The sequence below is a fragment of the Burkholderia sp. LAS2 genome, assembly GCF_018417615.1.
GTDB lineage: Bacteria > Pseudomonadota > Gammaproteobacteria > Burkholderiales > Burkholderiaceae > Burkholderia > Burkholderia sola.
On sequence record NZ_CP071052.1, the window covers coordinates 3533334 to 3555684 of the forward strand.

The window sequence follows — 22351 nt, forward strand, 5'->3', positions numbered from 1 at the left end:
TTACCGTCAAATAAATATCTTTTGCGTTCCAAACCGGTTTGAAATAGCATCCAAACCGGTTTGGACATCGATGCCCACTCAGCCGTTCATTTTCACCTGCCAAGGAAACAACGACGAGATGACATACTTTCCCCTTTTCCGCCCGATCGCGGCCAAACGTTTGCTGCTCGCTGGCGGCGCACTCGCCGCCTTCGCGTCCGTCGCGCACGCGCAGTCCGGCGGCACGGGCGCGCCCGGGCCCACGCCCCATACGCAGCAAGCCTACGATCCCGAAGGCAACTTCACGATGCGCTGGACGCGCGCGGACATCCGCCAGATCGTCGCCCAGTCGCACACCGCCGGCGCCGACAAGAACTCGCTGCCGCAAGCGCTGACGATGCCGGACATCCCGCAGGACTTCCCGCTGATCAACTCGAACGTGTGGGTGTGGGACACGTGGCCGCTGGCCGACCTGCGCGCGAACCAGCTCAGCTACAAGGGCTGGGAGGTGATCTTCTCGCTCACCGCCGATCCGCACGCGGGCTACACGTTCGACGACCGTCACGTCCACGCCCGCATCGGCTTCTTCTATCGCCGCGCCGGCATCCCCGCGTCGCAACGCCCCGCGAACGGCGGCTGGACCTGGGGCGGCCACCTGTTCCCGGACGGCGCGAGCGCCCGGGTGTTCGGCACCGCGCCGATGACCAACAACGCCGAATGGTCGGGCTCCGCGCGCCTCACGAACGGCAGCAACGTCAGCCTGTACTACACCGCGACGTCGTTCAACCGCTCGGCCCCCGGCGGCGCCGACATCACGCCGCCGCAGGCGATCATCACGCGCGCCGACGGCAACATCCACGCCGACGACAAGCATGTGTGGTTCACCGGCTTCGGCGATCACAAGGCGCTGCTGCAGCCGGACGGCAACTACTACCAGACCGGCCAGCAGAACACCTACTTCTCGTTCCGCGATCCGTTCGTGTTTACCGACCCCGCGCATCCGGGCAAGACCTACATGGTGTTCGAAGGCAACACCGGCGGCCCGCGCGGCGCACGCACCTGCACCGAGGCCGATCTCGGCTATGCACCGAACGATCCGAACCGCGAAGATCTCAACGCGGTGATGAATTCGGGCGCAGTGTATCAAAAGGCCAACGTCGGCCTCGCGGTCGCGACGAACCCGCAACTGACCGAGTGGAAGTTCCTGCCGCCGATCCTGTCGGCGAACTGCGTCGACGACCAGACCGAGCGCCCGCAGATCTACCTGAAGGACGGCAAGTACTACTTGTTCACGATCAGCCACCGCACGACGATGGCAGCCGGCGTCGACGGCCCGGACGGCGTGTACGGCTTCGTCGGCAACGGCATCCGCAGCGATTACCTGCCGCTGAACGGCGGCAGCGGCCTCGTGCTCGGCAACCCGACCGACTTCTCCGCACCGGCCGGCGCACCGTATGCGCAGGACCCGAACCAGAACCCGCGCGAATTCCAGTCGTATTCGCACTACGTGATGCCGGGCGGGCTCGTCGAGTCGTTCATCGACGCGATCGGCCCGCGCCGCGGCGGCACGCTCGCGCCGACGGTGAAGGTGAACATCAACGGCACGTCGACGGCGGTCGACCGCACGTATGGACGCGGCGGCCTCGGCGGCTACGGCGACATCCCGTCGAACCTGCCGGCGACGGGGGCCGGCCACAACGACGGGAACGGCCAAGCCAATTAAGCAACCGAAAATAACCATCGTCGACAAAGGCACGAGGTTCAGGAGTCGCGTATCGCGCGTGCCGCGTGCGCGCCTCCGCTTTTTTTCGACTTTCTTTTGACCGTTGCGCATGCCGCCGTTGCAGGCGGCCTGCGCCCTCCTTTCCCGCTTCGTCCGACGAAGCGCCTCCGGCACCGCATGAAATCGACGTCTTTCCGCTTTTCCGTCCGCCTCATCCGGCTGCTGCTCGTCTGCATGGCGTCCACGCAGGCCGTCGCCGCGTCCTGCCATACGCCGGCCGACAACGGCACGCCGCAGTGGCGGCCCGCCCTCCACTACACGCCGCAGCGCAACTGGATGAACGACCCGAACGGGCTCGTCTACGCGAACGGCCGCTATCACCTGTTCTATCAGTACAACCCGCTCGGCAACGACTGGGGCAACATGTCGTGGGGCCACGCAACCAGCACCGACCTCGTCCACTGGCGCGAGCAGCCGGTCGCGATGCGCGCGAACGCCACCGAGGAAATCTTCTCCGGCTCGATCGTCGCCGATACGCTGAACACGTCCGGTCTCGGCACACCGGGCCACACGCCGCTCGTCGCGCTCTATACGAGCGTCTACAAGCCCGGCTCGGGTCACGCACCGGGCATACAGGCGCAGTCGCTCGCGTACAGCCTCGACCAGGGCACGACCTGGCAGCCGTATGCGCACAACCCGGTGCTGACGCTCGATCCGGAATCGAAGCAATTTCGCGACCCGAAAGTGTCGTGGTATGCGGCGGGCGGCTACTGGTTGATGACGACGGTCGTCGCCGATGCGCACGTCGTGAAGCTCTATCGTTCCGACGACCTGATCCACTGGTCGTTCCTCAGCGACTTCACGCTGCCGGACGTGCCGCATGCGGGCGCGCTGTGGGAAATGCCGGACCTCATACCGCTGCCGCTCGACGGCGATCCGAAGCGAATCAAATGGGTAATGATCGTCAACGTGAATCCGTGGTCGATCGCGGGCGGTTCCGGGGCCATGTATTTCGTCGGCGATTTCGACGGCCGCACGTTCACGCCCGACCGCGTCGCGCCCGCCGGCTCCGATCCCGCGCGATTCCGCTGGGTCGATCACGGTGCCGACTTCTACGCGGCCGGCACGTTCTCCGGCGCACCCGGCGCCCGGCCGGTCGCGATCGCCTGGATGAGCAACTGGGATTACGCGGCAAAAGTGCCGACCACCCCGTGGCGTGGCGCGACCACGCTGCCGCGCGAACTGTCGCTGAAGGCGATCGACGGCGAGCCGACCCTGATCGTCGCGCCGGCCGCCGCGTTCGACGCATGGGCCGACGGCCGGCCGGCCGTGCATGAAGGCGACGTCACGGTCGACTCCGCTACCCGCCCACTGTCGGCCGCCACGCGCGGCATCGTCCAGCGCATCACGGTGACGCTCTCGCCGCAGCGCGCCGCGCGCGCGGGGCTGATCGTGCGGCGTTCGGCCGACGGGTCGATCGGCACCCGGATCGTGTACGACACCGCGAAGCGCACGCTGACGCTCGACCGCTCGCGATCCGGCGAAGCGAATTTCGCCGGCACGTTCAGCCGCGAGCATATCGTCGATCTGCCGCTCGAACGCGGGCAACTGCGACTCGAAATCGTCGTCGATCGCGGCTCGGTCGAAGTGTTCGCGAACGGCGGCCGCGTCGCGCTGACGGACCTGGTCTTTCCGCCGCTCGAGGCCGATCGCGTGGCCGTGTTTGCCGAACAGGGCCGCGCGACGTTTTCGGGGTTGACGGTGACGCAACTGGGAACCGGCGACGATACACGCGGCGCCTGTGCGTCCCGATAGGTGCAGGTGACGGGGGCCGGTTACGGTCCCCGCCCGCCTCACCACTCAGAGCAACCCCATCCCGCCCGACGCGATGATTTCCGCGCCGACGATGAACGCGGATTCCGGCGCGCTCAGGTGCAGCACCGTCGACGCGATTTCGTCCGGCGTGCCGAACCGGCCGATCGGCACGAGGCCCTTGATCTTGTCGGCCGTCGCGTCGAGCGTCGCCGCATCGAGCCCGAGCTTGCCGTACAGCGGCGTCTGCACCGGCCCGGGGCTCACCACGTTCACGCGCACGCCGTGCGGCAGCAGTTCCGTCGACAGCGTCTTCGCGAACGAATTGACGGCCGCCTTGCTGGCCGCGTACACCGACGAGCCGGGCATCCCGACATGCGCGTTGATCGAGCCGTTGATCACGATCGATGCGCCGCGGTTCAGCAGCGGCACCAGCGACTGGATCTGGAAATACGCGCCCTTCACGTTGGTGTCGAACACGAGATCCCACATCGCTTCGTCGCTGTCGGCGAACGGCGCGAGTTTCGCGACGCCCGCGTTGACGAACACGGCGTCGAGCCGCACGCCGGCGGCGGCGAGCGCGTCGGCCAGCGCGCGGGCCGACGCGACGCTGCCGGCTTCGTTGCGAATCGCGAGCGCGCCTTCGCCGAGCGTTTGGCGGGCAGCTTCCAGCGTGTCGGCGTCGCGCCCGGTGATGATGACCCGCGCGCCTTCGGCCGCGAATGCGCGGGCGGCCGCCAGGCCGATACCGCTGTTGCCGCCCGTGACGAGGACCGTCTTTCCTTCGAAGCGTTGCATGATGTTCTCCTGTGAACCGGTGAGTTGACCGTGAACACAGGATGCGCGCGGCGCCGGGCCTTGCCGTACGACCGGCGCGACGAACATGTTCGAAAACGTCGAACATGTTGGCGCGAGCAGGTTCAGCCGACGACGTCGATCCCGTCGAGCAGCCGCTGCGCGAGCCGCGGCTCGCGCAATTGCTCCAGCCACCATTGCAGCGCGCGGCCGTCGCGGTCGTCGTGCCATGCGACATACAGCAGGTTCGGCTCCCGGGGGTCGGCTGTCTGCTTCTCGACCAGTTCGCCGCGCGCGAGCAGCGACGCGACGCGCCGGCGCGGCACCCAGCCGACGCCGAGCGCATCGCGCTGCGCGAGGATCTTCGCGCGCATCGACGGCACCGCGAGCACCGCCTGCCCGCCGAGCAGCCCATACGCGCGGCCGGCCGCGCGCCGCGACGAATCGGCGACGACGACCGATCGGTGCGCACCGATCGCGTCGCGCGTCAGCACCCCGCCCACGGACGCCAGCGGATGGCGCGGCGACACCGCGAACACCCACTCCATCGCGCCGAGTTCGAACCACTTGAGGCCCGGAATCGCCGGCGGCTCGTTCGTCGCGCCGACGACCAGATCCGCGCGGCCGTCGCGCAACGCTTCCCAGGTGCCGCCGAGCACCTCGTGCGTGAAGCGCAGCGACACGCCCGAATCGAGCGCATCGAACGCGCGGACGACCGGCAGCAGCGTATCGAACTCCAGCACCTCGTCGCTGACGATCCACAGCCGGTCCTCCCAGCCGCTCGCGACCTGCCGCACGCGCTGCGTCAGCCGGGCGACGTCGAGCGCCAGCCGCGCCGCCTCGTCGGCCAGCAATTGTCCGGCCGGCGTGAGCTGCAGCCGGTAGCCGCGGCGGTCGAACAGCAGCGCGTCGAAGCGCGTTTCGAGCTGGCGCGCCGCGTGCGACACCGTCGACGGCGCCTTGCCGAGCCGCGCTGCGGCCCGCGACAGGCTGCCGGTGGCGCGGATCGCGTCGAGCAGCGCCAGTTCGTCTTCGGACAGCATGAGGTCGCTCCACGGTGAGGATGTCGTGGATCGTAAGGCACTGGCGCGCCGCGGTCCAATCGGGCGATCGCGGCTGCGCCGCCCGCCTGCCGCGAACGGTCGTCACCGCCGGATCTCCCTGTTCCTATTGTTCCGGCGCGCCGCTTACCGTGCAGGCCGCAGCATGATGCCGGTCAGCGCACCCGCCACGCACAGCGCGCCCACATACAGTTCCGGCGCGTGCGGATGCGACTTCAGCAGTACCGAGACGAACACCGGCGTCAGACCGCCGAACACCGCATAGGCGACGTTGTACGAGAACGAGATCCCGGAAAAGCGCACGGCTGCCGGAAACGCGTGGACCATCGCGACCGGAATCGCCGCGACCGCCCCGACGCAGAAGCCGCATAGCGCGTAAAGCGGCAACAGCAGCGACGGGTCGACGGCGAGTCGCGACGCCATCAGCCAGTACGACCCACCGAGCATCAGGCAGCCGACGAAGATCGTGCGGCCGGTGCCGAACCGTCCCGCGATCGAACCGGCGACGATGCATCCGATCGTCAGGCAGAACGTCGCGGCCGAATTGGCCTGCAGCGCAAGCGCGGGCGCGATGTGAAATTGCCTGGCGACGAGGGTCGGCGTCATCAGGATCACGACGACGATCGCGGCGGTGAGCGTCCACGTGAGGATCATCGATACCAGCACGGCCCGCCCGTGATCGCGCAGCACGGCTTTCAGCGGCACTTCGCGGGTCAGCGACCGGCTCCGCTTCATTTCGACGAATACGGGCGTCTCGTCGAGCCAGCGTCGCAGCAACGCCGACACAATCCCGAACAGGCCGCCGACGACGAAAGGCAGTCGCCACGCATACGCGCCGATCTCCGCCGGCGAATAATGACGATTGATCGTCGACGCGATCAGCGAGCCAAGCAGGATGCCGAGCGTCAGGCCGCCGGTCAGCAGGCCGCACGCATAGCCGACATGGCGCGGCGGCACGTGTTCGGCCACGAACACCCACGCGCCCGGCACCTCGCCGCCTACCGCCGCCCCTTGCAACAACCGGCACAGGAGCAGCAGCACGGGCGCGGCAATGCCGATGGACGCATAGGTCGGCAGCAGCCCCATCGTCAACGTCGGCAGCGCCATCATCATCACGCTCAACGTGAACATGCGTTTGCGGCCGACGAGATCGCCGAAATGCGCGAGCACCACGCCGCCGAGCGGGCGCGCGAGATAACCCGCCGCGAAAATGCCGAACGACTGCAACTGCCGCAGCCAGTCGGGAATCGATGGCGGAAAGAACAATTGACCGATGACCGTCGCGAAAAACACGTAAATCACGAAATCGTAAAATTCGAGCGCGCCACCGAGCGCGGCGAGCGCGAGCGTCCGGTGATCGCGGCCGGTCAGCGGGCGATGGGATACAGCCGGAATCTGAAGCGAGTCTGGAAAGTTCATCTCGAAAAAGTCAGGAATCGGGAACCGCGCGCCAACCCGATGACGCGCTACGGATGGACAACACCCGGGCACCCCATGTCATTCCATTGCGCGTCGATTTTCCGCGGCGACTGTTCAAGGCCGCGCTCGGCAACCTCCATTTGGACTGCAGGCGGAGCAATGTCGGCACGCCGTGTCGCGAATCCGGTGCGACGCCGGGAATAAACGGCCGCCGTCGCGTGTTCCATGAGGATGGAGGGCGCACGAGCCTGCCGCTTGCGCGCGCCTCGCCCCTGCGTGACACGTTCACGCCTTCTCCTGGAGCAATCATGCGTTTTGCGGTTCTGGGCGCCGGCGCGGTCGGCTGCTACTTCGGCGGCATGCTGGCGCTGCACGGCCACGAGGTGGTTTTCATTGGTCGTCCGTTGCACGTCGACGCGATTCGCGACCGGGGTCTGCGCGTCCAGACGCGCACGTTCGACCGCCGCGTGCCGGCCGACGCGTCGACCGATATCGACGCCGCGGCATCGGCCGACGTGGTGTTCGTGTGCGTGAAGTCCGGCGATACCGCGCAAGCCGCGCGCACGTTGAGCCGCGTGCTGGCGCCGCAAGCGCTCGTGGTCAGTCTGCAGAACGGCGTCGACAACGCGGCCGTGCTGCGCGCGGAGATCGCCGGCCCGGTCATTTGCGCGGCGGTCTATGTCGCCAGCGAGATGGCGGGCCCAGGGCATCTGCTGCACCATGGCCGCGGCGATCTCGCGATCGAAGCGTCGCCGTCGAGCGAACGGCTGGCGCAGGTGCTGCGGACAGCGGCCATTCCGACCCGGATCGCCGACGACGTGCGCGCGGCGCTCTGGCACAAGTTCATCCTCAATTGCGCGTACAACGCGATTTCCGCGATCGTCCAGTTGCCCTTGGGCGAGATGTCGCATCGCGATGCGTTGCGCGAAACGATGCGTGCGGCCGTCGCCGAGTGCATCGCGGTCGCGGCGGCCGAAGGCATCCATTTCGCCGACGGGCCGGCCGCGATCGTCGAGCGCATCGAAGCGACGATTCCGCCCGGCCAGTATTCGTCGACGGCGCAGGATCTGGCGCGCGGCAGACCCGGCGAGATCGATCACCTGAACGGCGCGGTCGTGCGGCGCGGGCGCGCGGCAGGCATCGACACGCCGGTCAATCGGACGCTCCATCTGCTCGTGAAGATGCTGGAAGCAAAGACGGCCGCGCGTTCGTGACGGGCGGCGCTCGCGCGTGCGTCGCCGACCGCCGCGGCGGGTCGAGCGGCGCCGCGCGGCCGGCGCGCCCACCGGCCGGCGACATGACGTCGGCTGTCGGGGCGTCGAACCGGCCCGCCAGCCGCGCTGCCGCGCGCCGGCCGCGGCCGAACGCGCAGCGCCGATCCCCGCCGCTATTCGCGTTCGCCAGCCAGTCGAGCGAGCGCCGCGGCGATCCCCGCGCCATAGGCCGGGTCGGCCCGCGAGCAGTTGTCGATGTGGCGCTGCCGGATGTCCGCCGACACGCCGGCAAGCTGCCGTGCGGTGGTATCGAACAGGCACTGGCGTTGCCGCGCATCCATCAGCCGGAACAGGTCGCCCGGCTGCTGATAGTGATCATCGTCGACGCGATGATCCCAATGCGCGGCCGCGCCGTTCAGCTCGAGCGGCGGTTCGTCGAGCTGCGGCCGGTCCGACCACGCGCCCTTGCTGTTGGGCCAGTACGACGGCGCCGCGCCGAGATTGCCGTCGGTGCGCATCGCACCATCGCGGTGATAACTGTGGAACGGGCACTGCGGCGCGTTCACCGGGATCTGGGCGAAGTTGACGCCCAGCCGATATCGCTGCGCATCGCCGTAGGAAAACAGGCGCGCCTGCAACATCCGGTCCGGCGAGTAGCCGATGCCCGGCACGACGTTCGCCGGCGAAAACGCGGCCTGCTCCGTCTCGGCGAAGAAATTGTCGGGATTGCGGTTGAGCTCGAATTCGCCGACTTCGATCAGCGGAAATTCAGCCTTCGGCCAGACCTTCGTGAGATCGAACGGGTTGAACCGAAACGCTTTCGCCTGCGCGTCGGTCATCACCTGAATGTACAGCGTCCAGCGCGGAAAATTGCCGGCCTCGATGCTGTCGAACAGGTCACGCTGATGGGTTTCGCGGTCCCGGGCGATCAGCGCTTGCGCCTGCGCGTCGGTCAGGTTCTCGATGCCCTGTTGCGAGCGGTAATGGAACTTCACCCAGGTCCGCTCGTTCTGCGCATTGATCATGCTGTACGTATGGCTGCCGAACCCGTGCATGTGCCGGTACGATCGCGGAATGCCGCGCTCGCTCATGACGATCGTCACCTGGTGCAGCGCCTCGGGCAGCAGCGACCAGAAATCCCAGTTGTTTTCCGCGCTGCGCATGCCGGTGCGCGGGTCGCGCTTGACCGCATGATTGAGGTCGGGAAAGCGCAATGGATCGCGAAAGAAGAACACCGGCGTATTGTTGCCGACCAGATCCCAGTTCCCTTCCTCGGTATAGAACTTCAGCGCGAAGCCGCGGATGTCGCGCTCCGCATCGGCCGCGCCGCGCTCGCCGGCCACCGTCGAGAAGCGCACGAACATCGGCGTCTGCTTGCCGATTTCGGAGAAGAGCTTCGCCTTCGTGTACCGCGAAATGTCGTGCGTCACGGTGAAGGTCCCGTATGCGCCGGCGCCCTTCGCATGCATGCGGCGCTCCGGGATCACCTCGCGATCGAAATGCGCGAGCTTTTCGATCAGCCACACGTCCTGCAGCAGCGCGGGACCGCGCGCGCCGGCCGTCTGGATGTTGACGTTGTTGCTGACCGGCGCGCCGTTCGCATGGGCAATTTCGCGCGGAATCGAATCCTCTGACATGTCCTGGTTCCCCCAACGGTATGTGATTTCAGTTCATGGGTCGCGCGATCCGCCGTCGGTGCGGGCATCGCGCGTCGTGCAGACGGCCATCCGTCAGGCCGTCCACGGATAGATTGGAAATGGACGACGTATCCGGCGTTTGTCCGGTTTGTATCGGTTTGTACCGGGCTCCGTCGGCAGCCGGTTGCACCACGCGCGTCGCGCCGGCCGTCACGATGGTTCGCTGTCGGCGATCCGGTCGCCGAGCGCGCCGAGGTCCGCGTCGCCGGGGGCGGCGATCAGCGCATACGCGACTCCCGAGCGCCGCCACGTCACGACGTCCATGTTGCCGACCTGCTGACGGTCGGGCACGGTGTCCGGCCGCTCGTCCTTCATCACGCATAGCGCGACGGGCGCGCCTTGGTCGGGCAGATAGACGATCTGCACCAGTGGTTTGCGATTGAAATTCAGGCGCTGGATGCGCTTGAACGTCAGCCCGGCCGAGCGCAGGTCCGGAATCCGAATCCCCAGTCCGTCGTCCCGGCGAATCGTGTCGATCGTCTGCGCGGCGGCCGCGAAGTTCGCCGAATCGAATGCAACGGTGTCGCGCGTATAGAGCCGCTGATAATTGACGGCCGCCATGATCCACGGCGACATCCGCGCCTGCGCGACCACCGATGCGGGTGGCGGCGCGAAGCGCAGTACGGCGGCGCTGCAGAACGCGCCCGCGACGAATGCGACCGCGAGCCACGGCGCCATCATGCGAACGCGCGAGCGAACCGGCGTGGACGGCCGCCCACGTATGCCGGGCTGCGCTGGACCCGAGATTTGCCGATGATCGCCGCCGCCGACCGGCCGCGCCGACGGCGGCGCATGCGCGTGCGCGATGTCGGCGACCGTCCGGATCAGACTCTGCGGCACCGGCAGCCATGGGTGACGCTGAAACGCGCGCTGATAGGGCAACACCGATGCTTCGAGCAAGGCCACCCGCGTCGCGATCTCGACCGACGTTCGGATCGCCCGGTCGACTTCCGCGCGCTGGTGCGACGTGAGCGCTCCGTCCACGTATGCCATGAGCAGGACGTCGTCCATTTTCAAGCCCCCTGATCCTCACTGTTCGCCGCGCTTTTCACGGGTCGTTCGTGTCGATCGGCGAACAGCGCACCGATCGCCTGGCGAGCACGCGACAGCCGGCTCATGATCGTACCGATGGGCACGTCGAGCACGTCGGCCGCTTCGCTATAACTGAGTCCTTCCACGCTCACCAGCAACATCACCGCGCGCTGCGCTTCGGGCAGTTGCTGCACGGCCCTGACGATCTGCGCATCCAGCGCCTGCTGCTCCAGTGTCGGCGCGGCGGGATCGGAGATGGTTTCGAGCAGGTCGTCGTCCCAGTCCATGCCCGAGCGCCGGCGCACGCTGCGCGCGCGAAGCTCGTTGAGCCAGGTCGACTGCACGATCGAGAACATCCAGCTGAGCGGTGCCGTTCCGGGCCGCAACTGATGCGCGCGTTCGAGTGCACGCACGCACGCGCACTGCACGAGATCCTCCGCGTCGTGCCGATCGCCGGAGAGACGCAGCGCGAACGTCCACAGGCGCGGAAGCATCGCGGGCAGCATGGCGGACAGTTCGGCCGCGGTCATCGACGTCGATCTCCGCAACGTGCAAGCCGGCCGACGCGGACGAACGGCCATGTCTGATGTGTATCCATGGGTTTAGGCGAAATTGAACGGGCAACACCCCTACAGCCCACGTAAACAGCTGGACGGCGCAGATATTCCATCCGCGGTCGCGTGTCGCCCGACAGGCCGGATCACGGGGCGCCGGCCGTGCGTCGGCGGCGTGGCGCGCGATGCGCGTCAGATCACCGTGACGACCACGTCGACGTTGCCGCGCGTCGCCTTCGAATACGGGCACGTCTGGTGCGCGGCATCGACCAGCGCCTGCGCGACGTCCGCGTCGACGCCCGGCACGCTGACGTTCAGCCGGGCCTGCAGGAAGTACGCGCCGTCGGCCATGGCCAGATCGATTTCCGCATCGACGTGCGTATCGCGTGGCAGCGCAACCTTCAGCCGTTGCGCGGCCAGCCCCATCGCACCGATGAAGCATGCCGACCAGCCCGCCGCCAGCAGTTGCTCGGGATTCGTGCCGGGCGCGGCCGAGCCGGGCCCGGCGAGCTTCACGTCGAGGCGACCGTCGGCACTGCGGGCCGCGCCGTCGCGCCCGCCGGTGGTGCGAGTCTTGCCGGTGTACAGAATTCTGGTTTGCTGGCTCATGATCGGTACCGTGCTGGATGGGGGTGAATGAACGGAGAACGTATTGCGTCGCCGGGATGCATTAGAGCGCGCCCACGTATCGGTCATGTGTCCCGACGCCGGGCTATTGCAACGTCATGTATCCATTCGCGACGCGTACACATTGAGAAACACATCCGCCGCTCCGGGCAAAGCCATTGCCGAAACGAAGCGGGAATAACGCTTCGCCCTGCGGTGTTCTGTTGAGGCAGACAACCTTTCGGGAGTGAAACGGTGCAGAACCCGCAGCAGGAAATCGACGATCGTCCGACGCCCGCGCACACGCGCGTGCGGGCACTCGGCAGCACGGAACATCTGTTCTGGTTGCTGGACCAGAATCGGCCGACGCATTTCGCGATGGTCGCGGAGATCGACCGGCGCTTTGCGCCCAGCGCATGGCACGCTGCCTTTCAGGCGCTGCAGCGCAGACATCCGCTGCTGTCCACCTGTATCGCCACCGACGCGCAGCACAATTCGGCGTTCCATTCGGTACCCGGCGCCGTGGTGCCGTTGCGCGTGATCGAGCACCACGCGACGTCGTGGCAAACCGAAACGGCCCGCGAAATCGCGACGCGCTTCGACTGGGCGACCGCGCCGCTGGTGCGCGCGACACTGTTGCAGCGCGAATCGACGTCGACGCTGATCCTGGTCGCGCATCACTCCGTACTCGACGGCATGGGCGCCGCGTATCTGATCGACGAACTGCTGCGCACGCTGACGGGCAAGCCCGCGGCGCCGCTGCCGCTCGTGCAGTCGCTCGAGACGCTGCTCGCGGCCGACCTGAACGACGCGGCCACCCTGCCCGCGCCCGTTCCGGCGCCGGAGCCGAAGCCGTTCCGTGCGAATACGACGGCGCTGCCGCACATCGACGCCGTCGCGCTTTCAGCCGAAGCCACGCGCCGCCTCGCCGCGCGCGCCCGGCAAGCGTGCACGACCGTGCATGGCGCGATTGCCGCAGCCGTTCATGAAGCGGGCCGGCGCCTGTCGAGCGACTGGGCCGCGCGCGCGTTGAGGACCGTCACGCCGATCGACGTACGCGCTTTCGCCAGCGAAGCCGGTGTCGCCAACGGCGTGTACATCACGCAGACCGTCACGATTGACGATCACCCGCGCGGGGTCGACTTGTGGACAGCCGCCCGCAAGATCAAGCAGGACCTCGCGCCGTCGCAAACGCGCGCGAGCGTCGCGGCGGAGCTGAAGGCGCTGGATACCGCGATGGCGGCGCGACCGAGCGTCGAACACGCGGCCGGCTTCCTGTCGAACGTGCTGGCCTTCGACGTCCTGCTGTCGAATCTCGGCAATCAACCCATCGCCGCCACGTACGACGGCGTATCGCTCGACGCGCTGTGGGGTCCGTTCGTGACATCCGGATTCGCCGACGATCAGGTCATCGGCGCCTGCACGATCGACGGCGTCCTGCGACTCGCGCATACGAGCCATCGCGCCATCCCGGGACTGCTCGGCGAAGTCCGCACGATTCTCGAGCACGCCGCCGGCTGAACGGCGGCCCGGCGCCGCGCCGGTTGCGCCGATTTCAGAACGCCGCGAGCGACACTCGCTTGCGGTGCTCGACGACCGACAGCAGCAGCGCCGCCAGCCCGCATGCGGCGATGAGCGTCAGCAGCATCGTCCTGCCCAGGGTGACCAGCACCAGGCTGCCGAGCGCCGGGAATCCGAACGCGCCGACGAAGTACGATGCGACGAACCACGTGAGCACCGCGTGCCGATGCCGCGCATCGGCGCTGTTGACGGCCTGCGCCTGGACGATCGGATAGATGAGGCCGTAGCCCGTGCCGAGCAGCACGGCGCTGGCCGAATGAAGGAGCGCATGGTGCGGCACGGCGAACGTCACCGCGACGCTCAGGATCATGAAGCCGAGCAGGATCTGCGTGGTCGCATCGACGCGCATCCGGATCACGAGCGCGCCGAGCAGCCAGCGGATGACGACCACCGTGGCCGAATACAGCCCGAAGAACGTTCCGGCCTTCACGCCGGTTTCCTGCGCCATCGACATCTGGAACGTCATCAGCCCCGAGAAGACGCTCGAGCCGAGCGCGATGATCGCGATCGGATAGATCGCGTGCGTGCGGGCGATCGCCGCCATCTCGCGGCCCCATCGTGGCCGCATCGGCCGCGCGGCGGGCAGCGACGCCGGCGACAGCCGGCCGAAGCATTCCAGCATGACGGCGGCCATCGCGCACAATCCGCCGACGGTGCAGAACACCGTCCCCGTCGTCCAGTGCCAGTTGCGTATCGCGAGCGACGCGACGGCCGGGCCGCCGCCGACGCCCGCCATCTGAAACGACCCGAACCGCAGGAACCAGCGCTCGCGTTCGGTATCCGCGGTGCGCTCGGCTAGCATCATCGGCGCCGCGAGGTAGAACGCGCCCCAGCCGACGCCGACCAGCAGTCCGGGCACGACGCTCAGTGAGCCGGTGCGGTCGATCAGCGCAAACCCGACGACGCCCGCGCCGACGACGAGTGCAGCCAGCGCAGCGGTACGGGCTGTGCCGATCGAATGGGCCAGCCATGCGACCAGCGGCAGGCCGATCAACGCGCCGACCATCGCTTCGACCAGCGCGACGCCGGTATCGACGTCGCCTCCGCCCGCCGAACGAAAATGCATCGACAACAGGAACGTCGCGCCGTATCCGCATGCCGTCAACAGCGCGCCCAGCAGCACGAACGATGCGCCGCGCGCGGACATCGTGTGGGGATCGGCCATCGTGCCTCCTGTCGTCTCGAAATTCCGGCCGGCCTGCCGGTCCTTCAGTTGACCGCGCCATCCAGCGGAATGCCGCGCCCGATTTCCCGATTGGACGCCCGCCATGTATCCGGCGTATGTCGCTCGCGTATCGAAATGTATCGGAGGAAATGAACGGCCCGCGGCGATGCGTTCATGCAGGCGCGAGCGGCAGTATCACCGTCGCCTCGAGGCCGCCGGTGCTGCGATTGTTCAGTTGCAGGTCCCCCTGCATCGCCCGCGTGAGCCGGCGGGCGATCGCGAGCCCCAGCCCCGACCCCGGCGCGGGGGGGGGGGGGCCCCCCCCCCCCCCCCCCCGGGCGCGCGCCCCCCCGGCGGCGGCGCGCGGTACCAGGGCTTGAACACCGCCTCGAGCTCCGTCGGCACGATACCCGGCCCCGAATCCAGCACGGTCAGCATCACGTGCCGCGCGTCGACGCATACACACAGGCGGACGTCGCCTCCGTAACGCAACGCATTGTCGATCAGGTTGACAAGCACGCGGCGCAGCGCGTGCGGGAACGTCACGAGAGGATGCCCGACCCGTCCGTCGAGATCGACGGTGAGGCCCGCGTCGCGATAGCTGTCGACCAGCACACCGAGCATCTCGTCCGCGTCGACACGGCGCGGCGGCTCCGGCACACTGCATTGAAGCCGGGCGCACGCCAGGCTCGCGTCGACCAGTTCGCTCATCTCGGCAAGATCGCGCTCGATCGCATCGCGCAGCGCACCGTCATCCAGCATCTCGCTGCGCAGCATCATTCGCGTGAGCGGCGTGCGCAGGTCGTGCGCATAGGCGGCCAGCACGTGCAGCAATTCCGTCATGCGTTCCGCATGCTGGCGGTGCGCGCCGTTGATCGCGCGTGCGAGCGTCGAGATCGATGGCGCGCCGCGTTCGGCCCACGTATCGGGGAGCGCCTCGATACCTTGCTTGTCGATGGCATCGGCAAGCTCGCGCACGGTCGCATCCAGCCTGAGCATCCGCAGCCACGACCACAGCACGGTCGCGACCAGCGCGAACAGGATCGCCACGACGGCGGCGATCAGCAGACCCTCGCTGGCCACCGCGCGCAATGCGTTCGCGAACGTCGCGCGTGCGTCGTATATGCCGGCCGCGACCAGTGGCACGCCGGCGACGAGCAGGAGGCGCACCGACCACACGACGAATTCGCGCGGATGCGGGAACACTGCGCGGGCGACGCCACGCAGGCTGCGCGTGGCCCGCGATTCAAACACAGTCGCTGACGATAAGGTAGGAATGTGCGCCATCTTCGTTCTCCTGTCGCCGTCGCGGCGGACGGTACAGGACAGATGAAAACACGCGCACGGGGGCGTGCACCATCAAACGAGCGGCCATTCACCCCCTACGAAGGTTTAGGTTGCCGCCGCGGCAACCTAAACCGCCAGACGGTCAGCCGCGCCGGAGCGCGCGGGCGAGCCACCCTTCGAGTTCCCGCGCGTCGATCGGTTTTTCGAGGAGACACAGCGCGGCGCTCGCGCGCACGCGCTCGCGCTGGCGGACGGTGGCGAACGCCGTGACGAATATGGTCGGAATGCGCGCGCCGGCGGCTTCGATCCGCGACAGCACGTCGATGCCGTCCATCCCGGGCATCTGGATGTCGCAGATCAGGCAGCGCGTGCGCGCCACCCGGTCGGACACGAGGAATGCCGGCGCCGACGCGAACTCGCACGCGTCGCCGCCCAGCGCGCGCACGAAGCTTCTCACGGCGGCGCGCACGAACGGATCGTCGTCGACAATCGCTACGAGATCGGTGACTGAGAGTGAAAGAGACATCCGCGCTTATGGCCTGGGGAACGAGCACGCTCGCCCCATACTGCTACACAAGTCGCCAGCATACCGTCACGCCGCCGAACCGCCACCATATCTACGTATGGGTCGGCTTGCTCCCGACGGCGCCATCGCTACCGCGACGGCAATTCGATGCCGAGCGCGGTCATCTTGCGCACCAGTTCCGCGACGGAACGACACTTCATCTTTCGCATCGCCTGGCCGCGATGGATCTTGGCCGTGATCTCGGCGATGCCCATGTTGCCGGCGACCTGCTTGTTCATCAGGCCCGTCGCGACGTGTTGCAGCACCTCCCGCTCCCGCGGCGTCAGCGATTCCCAGCATTCGCGCAGATCGAGCAGCGACTGGCTGGCCTCCAGCCGCTGCGCGTCGCGGTCGAGCGCCGCGACGACCGCATCGATCATTTCCTGGTCATGAAACGGCTTCGTCAGGAAATCCATCGCGCCGGCCTTCATCGCCTTCACCGTCATCGCGATGTCGCCGTGCCCGGTCATGAAGATGATCGGCATCTGCGGGCCGCCATTCTCGACCAGCGACTTCTGGAACGCGATCCCGCTCTGCCCGCGCAATCGCACGTCGAGCACGAGGCAAGACGGCCCCGTCCCCTTCGGCGCCGCGAGAAACGCTTCGGTCGACGCAAACGCGCATACCGCCAGATCGATCGAGCGCAACAGGCTGACGAGCGCGGCACGCACGAATTCGTCGTCGTCGACGACGTAGACGACACGGCCGCTCCGATCGTCGGATGAAGTCGCCACGTTCGGCATTCTGATCTCGGGCATTGAAATATTCGCTGGTGAATTTGCTGGGACGGCCGCGTGACGGCGCGAAGGCATCTCGACGCATGCGGTGCGGCCGTCGCTCGAAGCGGGATGCCCCGTTCGCATGGTGCGGCCGGGCACGTTGCCGCGACGCATGCGGACGATGCCCCAACGATCGCCCACTCTGCCGGCATCAATGAAAACACGCGAACGCGCCAATTATTCCAGTCGCAATTCACCGATGCAACTGCGTGCGCATCGCGCTCGGCAGTTCATCGGCTTGCGCGGCCTCGTCACAGCGCATGACCGCCGGTCGTGCATCGGCGTCCGCGCGGAAACGACACTGCATATCGACCGCGCCGACCGCGTCCGTCGGTTGCCGCTACGCGCCGACGCACCCATGGGTATCCGAATGTATCGGGCTTCGGGGCGGATACATGACATTGCAAAACGCTGCGCGCCGGACACATGCGCGATACCTCCCGGAGGCTCAATACGCACACGGCGGAACCTGATACGAACACGACGCCGCGGGCCCATGCAGGCTCCCGACGCCATCAGGTGACGCGAATACGTTCCGATCCATCCTTCTTCAGGAGCCCCGCATGAACACTTCGAAAATCACGCTCGCATTCGCCGCGCTCGCGCTGACTGCATCCGCCTACGCGGCGTCCCCGGCCGACACGGTCGCCGGACATTCCGACGTGCAGGCCGCCACCCAGTCGGCGCCGCTCGCACCGATGGCGAAGACCCGCTCGGAAGTCCGCCAGGAGCTCGTGGCGGCGCGACAGAACGGCGAGCTCGACGCGCTGAGGAAACTCTATTCCGGGCATTGAACGGCAGCCCTCGTGTCGGGCCCGGCACGGGCGGGACACCGCCGGCGTCCTCGCCAACGCCCGGGCCGTCACTGCATTTCGCCCCAGGTAGGGGGCACGCCCGTCCGCCCATGAAGCCAACCGAATTTTCAACGATGCTTCCCGACATGCTGCCGCGTCTGCGGTCGTTCGCGCTGCGTCTGAGCGGGAATCGACACGACGCCGACGAGCTCGTGCAGCGCGCATGCATTCGCGCGCTCGAGCGGGTTCATCAACTGCGGTCCGATACGGCGCCGGTCAGCTGGGTCTTCTCGATCGTCCATTCGATCTGGCTCAACGAGTTGCGGCGACGCAATCGGCGCGACCGCCTGCTGCTCGAGTGCAGCGACGCGCTGCTGGAAACGGTCGCCGATCCGCGCGCAGCGTCGGAGACCGCCGTGGCCGTCCGCCAGATCGTCGACGCCGTCGAACGGTTGCCCGAACCGCAGCGCATCGCGTTGCTGCTCGTCAGCGTCGACGGGCTGAGCTACAGGGAAGCCGCGTACACACTCGACATCCCGATCGGCACCGTCATGAGCCGGATATCGCGTGCGCGCAAGGCAATCCGCATCGCGCTCGGCGGCGGCGCAGCGCGCACGTCGCGGGACAACTTCACGGGTTCGGCGGCCGGCGGCTGATGCACGTTGCCGCGGGCAAGTCGATCGCCGCGGGTCCGCCTCGCTCGCGGCGCGTCGCGGCCATGCACGAACGGCGACGGAATAAACGCCGTGCGTGGCGTGTTCAGTGTAGGCAATCGCATCCGCCGCGGGGGATGCGACCAGGCACCTACTACTCGACACGAAATATGTCAGCACTTTCCAGAATGCTACTCGTCTATGACGGAACCGACGAGGCACAGGCCGCGCTCGCGCGATGTGCGGCGCTGTCGCACGCGCTGTCCGCGGCGGTCGACGTCGTCACCGTCGTGGATCCCGTGACCGCGAACGCGCAGACGGCCGGACTGCTCACCGGTCTCGCCCACCACCGCCTCGAGGAATTCGCGCGCGACGCACTTCAGCGCGCGATCGTCAAACTCGCGGACGACGGCATCGACGCGCGCGGCTTCGTGCGATTCGGACGCGCGGCCGACGCCGTCGCCGCCCACGCGCTGACCACCCGTCCGGACATGATCGTCGTCGGCCATCGCGCGAGCAGCGGGTTCGCGCGCTGGTGGCGCGAGCGCCCGGTTCACTTCGATCTCGCCGAGCGCCTTCGCGGTGCGGCGCTGATCGTCGTGACGGTGCCGTCCGCGTAGGGCCGCCGCTCGCGCCGCGCGCATCACGCGTCCGGCTCGGTCGCGTCGGGCACCGATACGCCGGTGCATGACTGAATGGTCGCCGCGAGAATCATGCGTTGCCGGTTGGCGGGCAGGCAAACGTCGCTCGAGCGCGGACGGAACACGCGATCGCCGCGCGCGATCGCGCTTCCCGTCAACGCGCAGACCGCCGGTTCGCGTGCGCGGCTGCGGCACCAGATCTGCTCGGTATACCGTCCCGAACGCGAGTCGCTCCATGAAACGGTGATCATGGACGACGACAGGCACTCGATCACCTCGATCGCGTCAAGCGGGGCTTCACGTGCGCGCGTGTCGTCGTCGTCGCACCGGCGCCGGCCGAAGCGGCGCGACTTGTATCGCGTGCGCTGCGCTTGCCGGCAAACATCGCGTTGCTCCAGCGAAGGATCGAGGACATTGATCAACGTGCGAATCATGATGTCCGCTTCAGGCAGGGTCGCCATCATCGTTTCTCCCATCCGGTCGTGTCGGTCGTATCGGTCGTGTGAAAGCGGACGCACGCAAGCGGCCACGGCGGTGCGTCCGGCCGTCGCTCAGGCGCCGCCTTCCGAGCGCAGCGTGATCCGGCTGTTCACCGCCGTGACGCCGCGTACCTTCCGCGCCGCCTCGACCGCCAGATGATCGAGGTCTTCGCTTTCGACCTGGCCCGTCAGCGTCACGCGTCCGGTCGACGCGTTGCCGAACACGACGATCGGCTTCCCTTCAAGCCCCTTCGTATGGGACAGTGCCTTCTGCACCGACCGCGAGAACGTGCGATTGGCCGCACGGACCGCCTTCTTCGACGTGCCGGCCGCCGGCGTCGTCGTGAGCGCGGCATCCGCGCCGGCCGTATCGGGTCGTTCGTCCGCGAACGCGCGCAGGTTCATGCCGGCGATCAGGGCGACGGCGAGGCCGCCGGTGACGACGATGTGTCGGAGTTTCATGATGGGTTCCTTGGATGTCTGGTATCGGATCGACAAGCACGTGTGTTCCGGCGACCTGCGTCGTCACGATGCGCACGCATCACGTCCGCGCCGCGTCGCGATTCCGACTCGCTGACGGGTCGGTCGAGCCGTCGTCAACGTGAATCGTGTACCGGTGAAGCGAGCATAAGGTGACGCGTCGGCGTGCTCCATAGCATCTGCAGCTAGCCGCCTGACGCGTCGGCATGAGTCGCCGCATACGTTCGTATAGGCAGCCGGTCCGTTTCCCCCCTGCCCCTTCCCGCGACGTGCACCGGTCGCGCACCGATTCACGCCCCGACACATCGCGCCCGTGCCCGCTCACATCGAAGAAACCGGCAGTGTCACCGTGGCCCGCGTGCCGCCGTGCTCGCGCGGCGCAAGTTCCAGCTGCCCGTTGTGCGCTTCAACGATGGACTTGCAGATGGACAGCCCCATGCCCATTCCGTGCGGCTTGGTGGTGAACAGCGGTTCGAACAGGCGCGCGGCCACCTGCGGATCGAAGCCGTCGCCGTTGTCGTCGATCCGGATGCGCACGAGGTTCCGCTCCAATTCGCATGTCAGCACGATGACACGCTTTCCTTCAGGTGTACCAATCATCGATTCCGCGCCGTTCATCAGCAGGCTGATGATGGCCTGCTGCAGCGGCACGCGTTCGCCGCGCATCGGTATCGCCGACGCACATCCGTCGACGCGCAGGTTCACCTTCATCGCGTCCAGCGTGCTTTCGAGTATCTCCGCCGCCTCGCGCAGCGCATCGGCGAGGTCGAACACGGCGAACACGGGCGCCGTGCGCCGTGCCCTGGCGCGCAGCGCACCGATGATGGTCCGCGCCCGCACCGTGCACGCACAGATGTGCGCAAGCATCTCGCGGGCGGCTTCGATGTTCGGCGCGCCGCGGTCGAGCCATTTCAGCCCGGCACGCGCGGACGTGTCGATCGCCGTGACGGGCTGGGCGACCTCGTGCACGATCGACGCCGCAAGCTCTCCGTACGCGGTCAGCCGACTGGTGCGGTCCATTTCGGACTGGGTTTCGCGCATCGCGGCTTCGACGCTGCCCACGCGTGCGCGCTGCGCGTCCAGCTCGTCGCGCAGCCGAAGATTCTCCAGCACGCATCCGGCATGCGGCGCAATGATCTCGACCAGTGCGGCCTTCGCCGGCGTAAACATGCCCGGCAGGTCGCCATGCTCGAGATACAGCGCACCGATCAGTTCACCATTGCACCGTATCGGCACGCAGATCACCGAGCGCGGCTTGCGGCGGCGCACATAGTCGTCCGTTCGCCAATGGTCGGCGGCGCACGCATCGCGCAGCACCAGGCCGTTGCGCAGGTGCACGGCGGCGGCAATGATCGGCACGGGCAGCCGGTCGACCGACCGCCGCTCGGTGTGCGGTCCGTTCGCGGCCGTCGCGACGGCGGCTGCCCCCCCCCCGCGGCCGCGCAGCACCGCGATCACGCCCCACGTTGCCCCCGCCGCCCGCAGCGCCGACTCGAGCAGTGTCGCGACGCGCGTCGCGGGCGAAGCCTCGTGCGCCATTCCGCGCGAGACGTCGTGCAACACGTGCACGTCGATCGACAGCAGCGATCGAGGCATGAGTTCGTCGAAGGCCGGGCCCGCTTCGGCGCCACCCGGATCGACGCGCGATTTCCATGGCGTCCGCGCAGCGAGCGCGCTGCAGACATCGTCGAGTTCGTTGTTCATGGGTCTATCTCCTGCTTGCCGGCATCGGCCTCTGCCAACCTGAAATCAACATTTCATGTAGTGAGTACTCCACAAACGAATGGTAGCAGCAGTTTCTCAAAATAAAAATGTGAAGATAGCGTTCACGCCTCCTCCATGCGTGCCGATACGTCGGACACGACTCCCACAACCCATTGAATCAATTACCTATTCATGATTTGTTGCGAACCCGTCGAGAGTTCCGTAGAATCCCGAATTCATGTAGCGTTCCCTGTACGAAAGTTCGAGGAATGCCGCTGTTCCAGGTTTCTTTCAGGCGGCAGGACGAGGTTGCCGGCCGCCATAGGAGCGG

21 protein-coding genes are annotated in these 22351 nt (G+C 67.5%); 7 read left to right on the forward strand and 14 right to left on the reverse strand.

All coding sequences use genetic code 11. The features are described 5' to 3' along the window. Positions 1-118: 118 nt before the first annotated feature. Positions 119-1702 (forward strand): glycoside hydrolase family 68 protein, encoded by a 1584-nt coding sequence (locus tag JYG37_RS16370; RefSeq protein ID WP_213345600.1) that lies wholly within the window; start codon positions 119-121, stop codon positions 1700-1702. 177 nt (positions 1703-1879) lie between these two features. Beyond that, positions 1880-3517, forward strand: a complete 1638-nt coding sequence (locus tag JYG37_RS16375; RefSeq protein ID WP_213345602.1) for a glycoside hydrolase family 32 protein — start codon at positions 1880-1882, stop codon at positions 3515-3517. Between the two features lie 45 nt (positions 3518-3562). On the opposite strand, the gene JYG37_RS16380 is transcribed toward JYG37_RS16375, so the two are convergent. The 3 genes from JYG37_RS16380 to JYG37_RS16390 form a co-directional block, all read right to left on the reverse strand. Beyond that, positions 3563-4312 (reverse strand): SDR family oxidoreductase, encoded by a 750-nt coding sequence (locus tag JYG37_RS16380; protein WP_124593320.1) that lies wholly within the window; start codon positions 4310-4312, stop codon positions 3563-3565. 122 nt (positions 4313-4434) lie between these two features. Continuing rightward, the gene (locus JYG37_RS16385; protein ID WP_124638094.1) at positions 4435-5352 is read right to left on the reverse strand and encodes a LysR family transcriptional regulator; all 918 of its coding nucleotides are present in this window, start codon (positions 5350-5352) and stop codon (positions 4435-4437) included. 144 nt (positions 5353-5496) lie between these two features. Then, the gene (locus JYG37_RS16390) at positions 5497-6789 is read right to left on the reverse strand and encodes an MFS transporter (protein WP_213345603.1); all 1293 of its coding nucleotides are present in this window, start codon (positions 6787-6789) and stop codon (positions 5497-5499) included. 308 nt (positions 6790-7097) lie between these two features. On the opposite strand from JYG37_RS16390, the gene JYG37_RS16395 reads away from it, so the two are divergent. Beyond that, the gene (locus tag JYG37_RS16395) at positions 7098-8003 is read left to right on the forward strand and encodes a ketopantoate reductase family protein (RefSeq protein ID WP_050010951.1); all 906 of its coding nucleotides are present in this window, start codon (positions 7098-7100) and stop codon (positions 8001-8003) included. Between the two features lie 173 nt (positions 8004-8176). Here JYG37_RS16395 and JYG37_RS16400 read toward each other — a convergent pair whose 3' ends face one another. The 4 genes from JYG37_RS16400 to JYG37_RS16415 form a co-directional block, all read right to left on the reverse strand. Beyond that, the gene (locus JYG37_RS16400; protein ID WP_050010950.1) at positions 8177-9640 is read right to left on the reverse strand and encodes a catalase; all 1464 of its coding nucleotides are present in this window, start codon (positions 9638-9640) and stop codon (positions 8177-8179) included. A gap of 210 nt (positions 9641-9850) precedes the next feature. Further along, positions 9851-10693, reverse strand: coding sequence for an anti-sigma factor (locus JYG37_RS16405; protein ID WP_235356117.1), 843 nt, complete (start codon positions 10691-10693; stop codon positions 9851-9853). Between the two features lie 20 nt (positions 10694-10713). Further along, a complete protein-coding gene (locus tag JYG37_RS16410; protein ID WP_050010948.1) occupies positions 10714-11262 on the reverse strand; it encodes an RNA polymerase sigma factor in 549 nt (182 codons plus the stop codon). Between the two features lie 216 nt (positions 11263-11478). Further along, on the reverse strand, positions 11479-11895 hold the full coding sequence (locus JYG37_RS16415) for an organic hydroperoxide resistance protein (RefSeq protein WP_204384245.1): 417 nt from the start codon (positions 11893-11895) through the stop codon (positions 11479-11481). Positions 11896-12147: 252 nt separating this feature from the next. Between JYG37_RS16415 and JYG37_RS16420 the strand changes: the two genes are divergently transcribed. Further along, entirely contained in the window at positions 12148-13413 is a 1266-nt protein-coding gene (locus JYG37_RS16420) for a condensation domain-containing protein (RefSeq protein ID WP_050010946.1), read from the forward strand. Positions 13414-13447: 34 nt separating this feature from the next. Here the strand turns inward: JYG37_RS16420 and JYG37_RS16425 are convergent, their stop codons facing one another. From JYG37_RS16425 to JYG37_RS16440, 4 genes are all read right to left on the reverse strand, one after another. Next, positions 13448-14638, reverse strand: a complete 1191-nt coding sequence (locus JYG37_RS16425) for an MFS transporter (protein WP_089489322.1) — start codon at positions 14636-14638, stop codon at positions 13448-13450. A 231-nt stretch (positions 14639-14869) separates the two neighbouring features. Further along, positions 14870-15844, reverse strand: coding sequence for a sensor histidine kinase (locus JYG37_RS16430; protein WP_349631907.1), 975 nt, complete (start codon positions 15842-15844; stop codon positions 14870-14872). 223 nt (positions 15845-16067) lie between these two features. Further along, positions 16068-16451, reverse strand: a complete 384-nt coding sequence (locus JYG37_RS16435; RefSeq protein ID WP_050010944.1) for a response regulator transcription factor — start codon at positions 16449-16451, stop codon at positions 16068-16070. Between the two features lie 128 nt (positions 16452-16579). Then, positions 16580-17248 (reverse strand): response regulator transcription factor, encoded by a 669-nt coding sequence (locus JYG37_RS16440; RefSeq protein ID WP_050010943.1) that lies wholly within the window; start codon positions 17246-17248, stop codon positions 16580-16582. Between the two features lie 584 nt (positions 17249-17832). On the opposite strand from JYG37_RS16440, the gene JYG37_RS16445 reads away from it, so the two are divergent. From JYG37_RS16445 to JYG37_RS16455, 3 genes are all read left to right on the forward strand, one after another. Further along, on the forward strand, positions 17833-18063 hold the full coding sequence (locus JYG37_RS16445) for a DUF4148 domain-containing protein (RefSeq protein WP_124554198.1): 231 nt from the start codon (positions 17833-17835) through the stop codon (positions 18061-18063). A 110-nt stretch (positions 18064-18173) separates the two neighbouring features. Beyond that, complete coding sequence (locus tag JYG37_RS16450; protein WP_050010941.1) at positions 18174-18719, forward strand: RNA polymerase sigma factor; 546 nt, start codon at positions 18174-18176, stop codon at positions 18717-18719. A 185-nt stretch (positions 18720-18904) separates the two neighbouring features. Continuing rightward, positions 18905-19336: a universal stress protein gene (locus JYG37_RS16455; RefSeq protein ID WP_050010940.1), complete on the forward strand. Its 432-nt coding sequence runs from the start codon at positions 18905-18907 to the stop codon at positions 19334-19336. A gap of 23 nt (positions 19337-19359) precedes the next feature. Here JYG37_RS16455 and JYG37_RS16460 read toward each other — a convergent pair whose 3' ends face one another. The 3 genes from JYG37_RS16460 to JYG37_RS16470 all read right to left on the reverse strand — a co-directional run bounded on the left by JYG37_RS16460 (position 19360) and on the right by JYG37_RS16470 (position 22020). Continuing rightward, positions 19360-19818 carry a DUF3331 domain-containing protein gene (locus JYG37_RS16460; protein WP_050010939.1) on the reverse strand — a complete coding sequence of 153 codons (459 nt, stop codon included), beginning with the start codon at positions 19816-19818 and terminating at the stop codon, positions 19360-19362. Positions 19819-19908: 90 nt separating this feature from the next. Further along, positions 19909-20298, reverse strand: a complete 390-nt coding sequence (locus JYG37_RS16465) for a BON domain-containing protein (RefSeq protein WP_050010938.1) — start codon at positions 20296-20298, stop codon at positions 19909-19911. 339 nt (positions 20299-20637) lie between these two features. Then, positions 20638-22020, reverse strand: coding sequence for a sensor histidine kinase (locus tag JYG37_RS16470; RefSeq protein ID WP_213345604.1), 1383 nt, complete (start codon positions 22018-22020; stop codon positions 20638-20640). Positions 22021-22351: the final 331 nt, after the last annotated feature.

Coding starts and splice junctions, on each gene's coding strand:
- JYG37_RS16390 (WP_213345603.1), bottom strand. CDS start 6,789: ATGAACTTTCCAGACTCGCTTCAGATTCCGGCTGTATCCCATCGCCCG.
- JYG37_RS16440 (WP_050010943.1), bottom strand. CDS start 17,248: ATGCCCGAGATCAGAATGCCGAACGTGGCGACTTCATCCGACGATCGG.
- JYG37_RS16405 (WP_235356117.1), bottom strand. CDS start 10,693: ATGGCATACGTGGACGGAGCGCTCACGTCGCACCAGCGCGCGGAAGTC.
- JYG37_RS16460 (WP_050010939.1), bottom strand. CDS start 19,818: ATGGCGACCCTGCCTGAAGCGGACATCATGATTCGCACGTTGATCAAT.
- JYG37_RS16455 (WP_050010940.1), top strand. CDS start 18,905: ATGCTACTCGTCTATGACGGAACCGACGAGGCACAGGCCGCGCTCGCG.
- JYG37_RS16370 (WP_213345600.1), top strand. CDS start 119: ATGACATACTTTCCCCTTTTCCGCCCGATCGCGGCCAAACGTTTGCTG.
- JYG37_RS16380 (WP_124593320.1), bottom strand. CDS start 4,312: ATGCAACGCTTCGAAGGAAAGACGGTCCTCGTCACGGGCGGCAACAGC.
- JYG37_RS16450 (WP_050010941.1), top strand. CDS start 18,174: ATGAAGCCAACCGAATTTTCAACGATGCTTCCCGACATGCTGCCGCGT.
- JYG37_RS16400 (WP_050010950.1), bottom strand. CDS start 9,640: ATGTCAGAGGATTCGATTCCGCGCGAAATTGCCCATGCGAACGGCGCG.
- JYG37_RS16410 (WP_050010948.1), bottom strand. CDS start 11,262: ATGACCGCGGCCGAACTGTCCGCCATGCTGCCCGCGATGCTTCCGCGC.
- JYG37_RS16385 (WP_124638094.1), bottom strand. CDS start 5,352: ATGCTGTCCGAAGACGAACTGGCGCTGCTCGACGCGATCCGCGCCACC.
- JYG37_RS16435 (WP_050010944.1), bottom strand. CDS start 16,451: ATGTCTCTTTCACTCTCAGTCACCGATCTCGTAGCGATTGTCGACGAC.
- JYG37_RS16395 (WP_050010951.1), top strand. CDS start 7,098: ATGCGTTTTGCGGTTCTGGGCGCCGGCGCGGTCGGCTGCTACTTCGGC.
- JYG37_RS16445 (WP_124554198.1), top strand. CDS start 17,833: ATGAACACTTCGAAAATCACGCTCGCATTCGCCGCGCTCGCGCTGACT.
- JYG37_RS16375 (WP_213345602.1), top strand. CDS start 1,880: ATGAAATCGACGTCTTTCCGCTTTTCCGTCCGCCTCATCCGGCTGCTG.
- JYG37_RS16470 (WP_213345604.1), bottom strand. CDS start 22,020: ATGAACAACGAACTCGACGATGTCTGCAGCGCGCTCGCTGCGCGGACG.
- JYG37_RS16415 (WP_204384245.1), bottom strand. CDS start 11,895: ATGAGCCAGCAAACCAGAATTCTGTACACCGGCAAGACTCGCACCACC.
- JYG37_RS16465 (WP_050010938.1), bottom strand. CDS start 20,298: ATGAAACTCCGACACATCGTCGTCACCGGCGGCCTCGCCGTCGCCCTG.
- JYG37_RS16425 (WP_089489322.1), bottom strand. CDS start 14,638: ATGGCCGATCCCCACACGATGTCCGCGCGCGGCGCATCGTTCGTGCTG.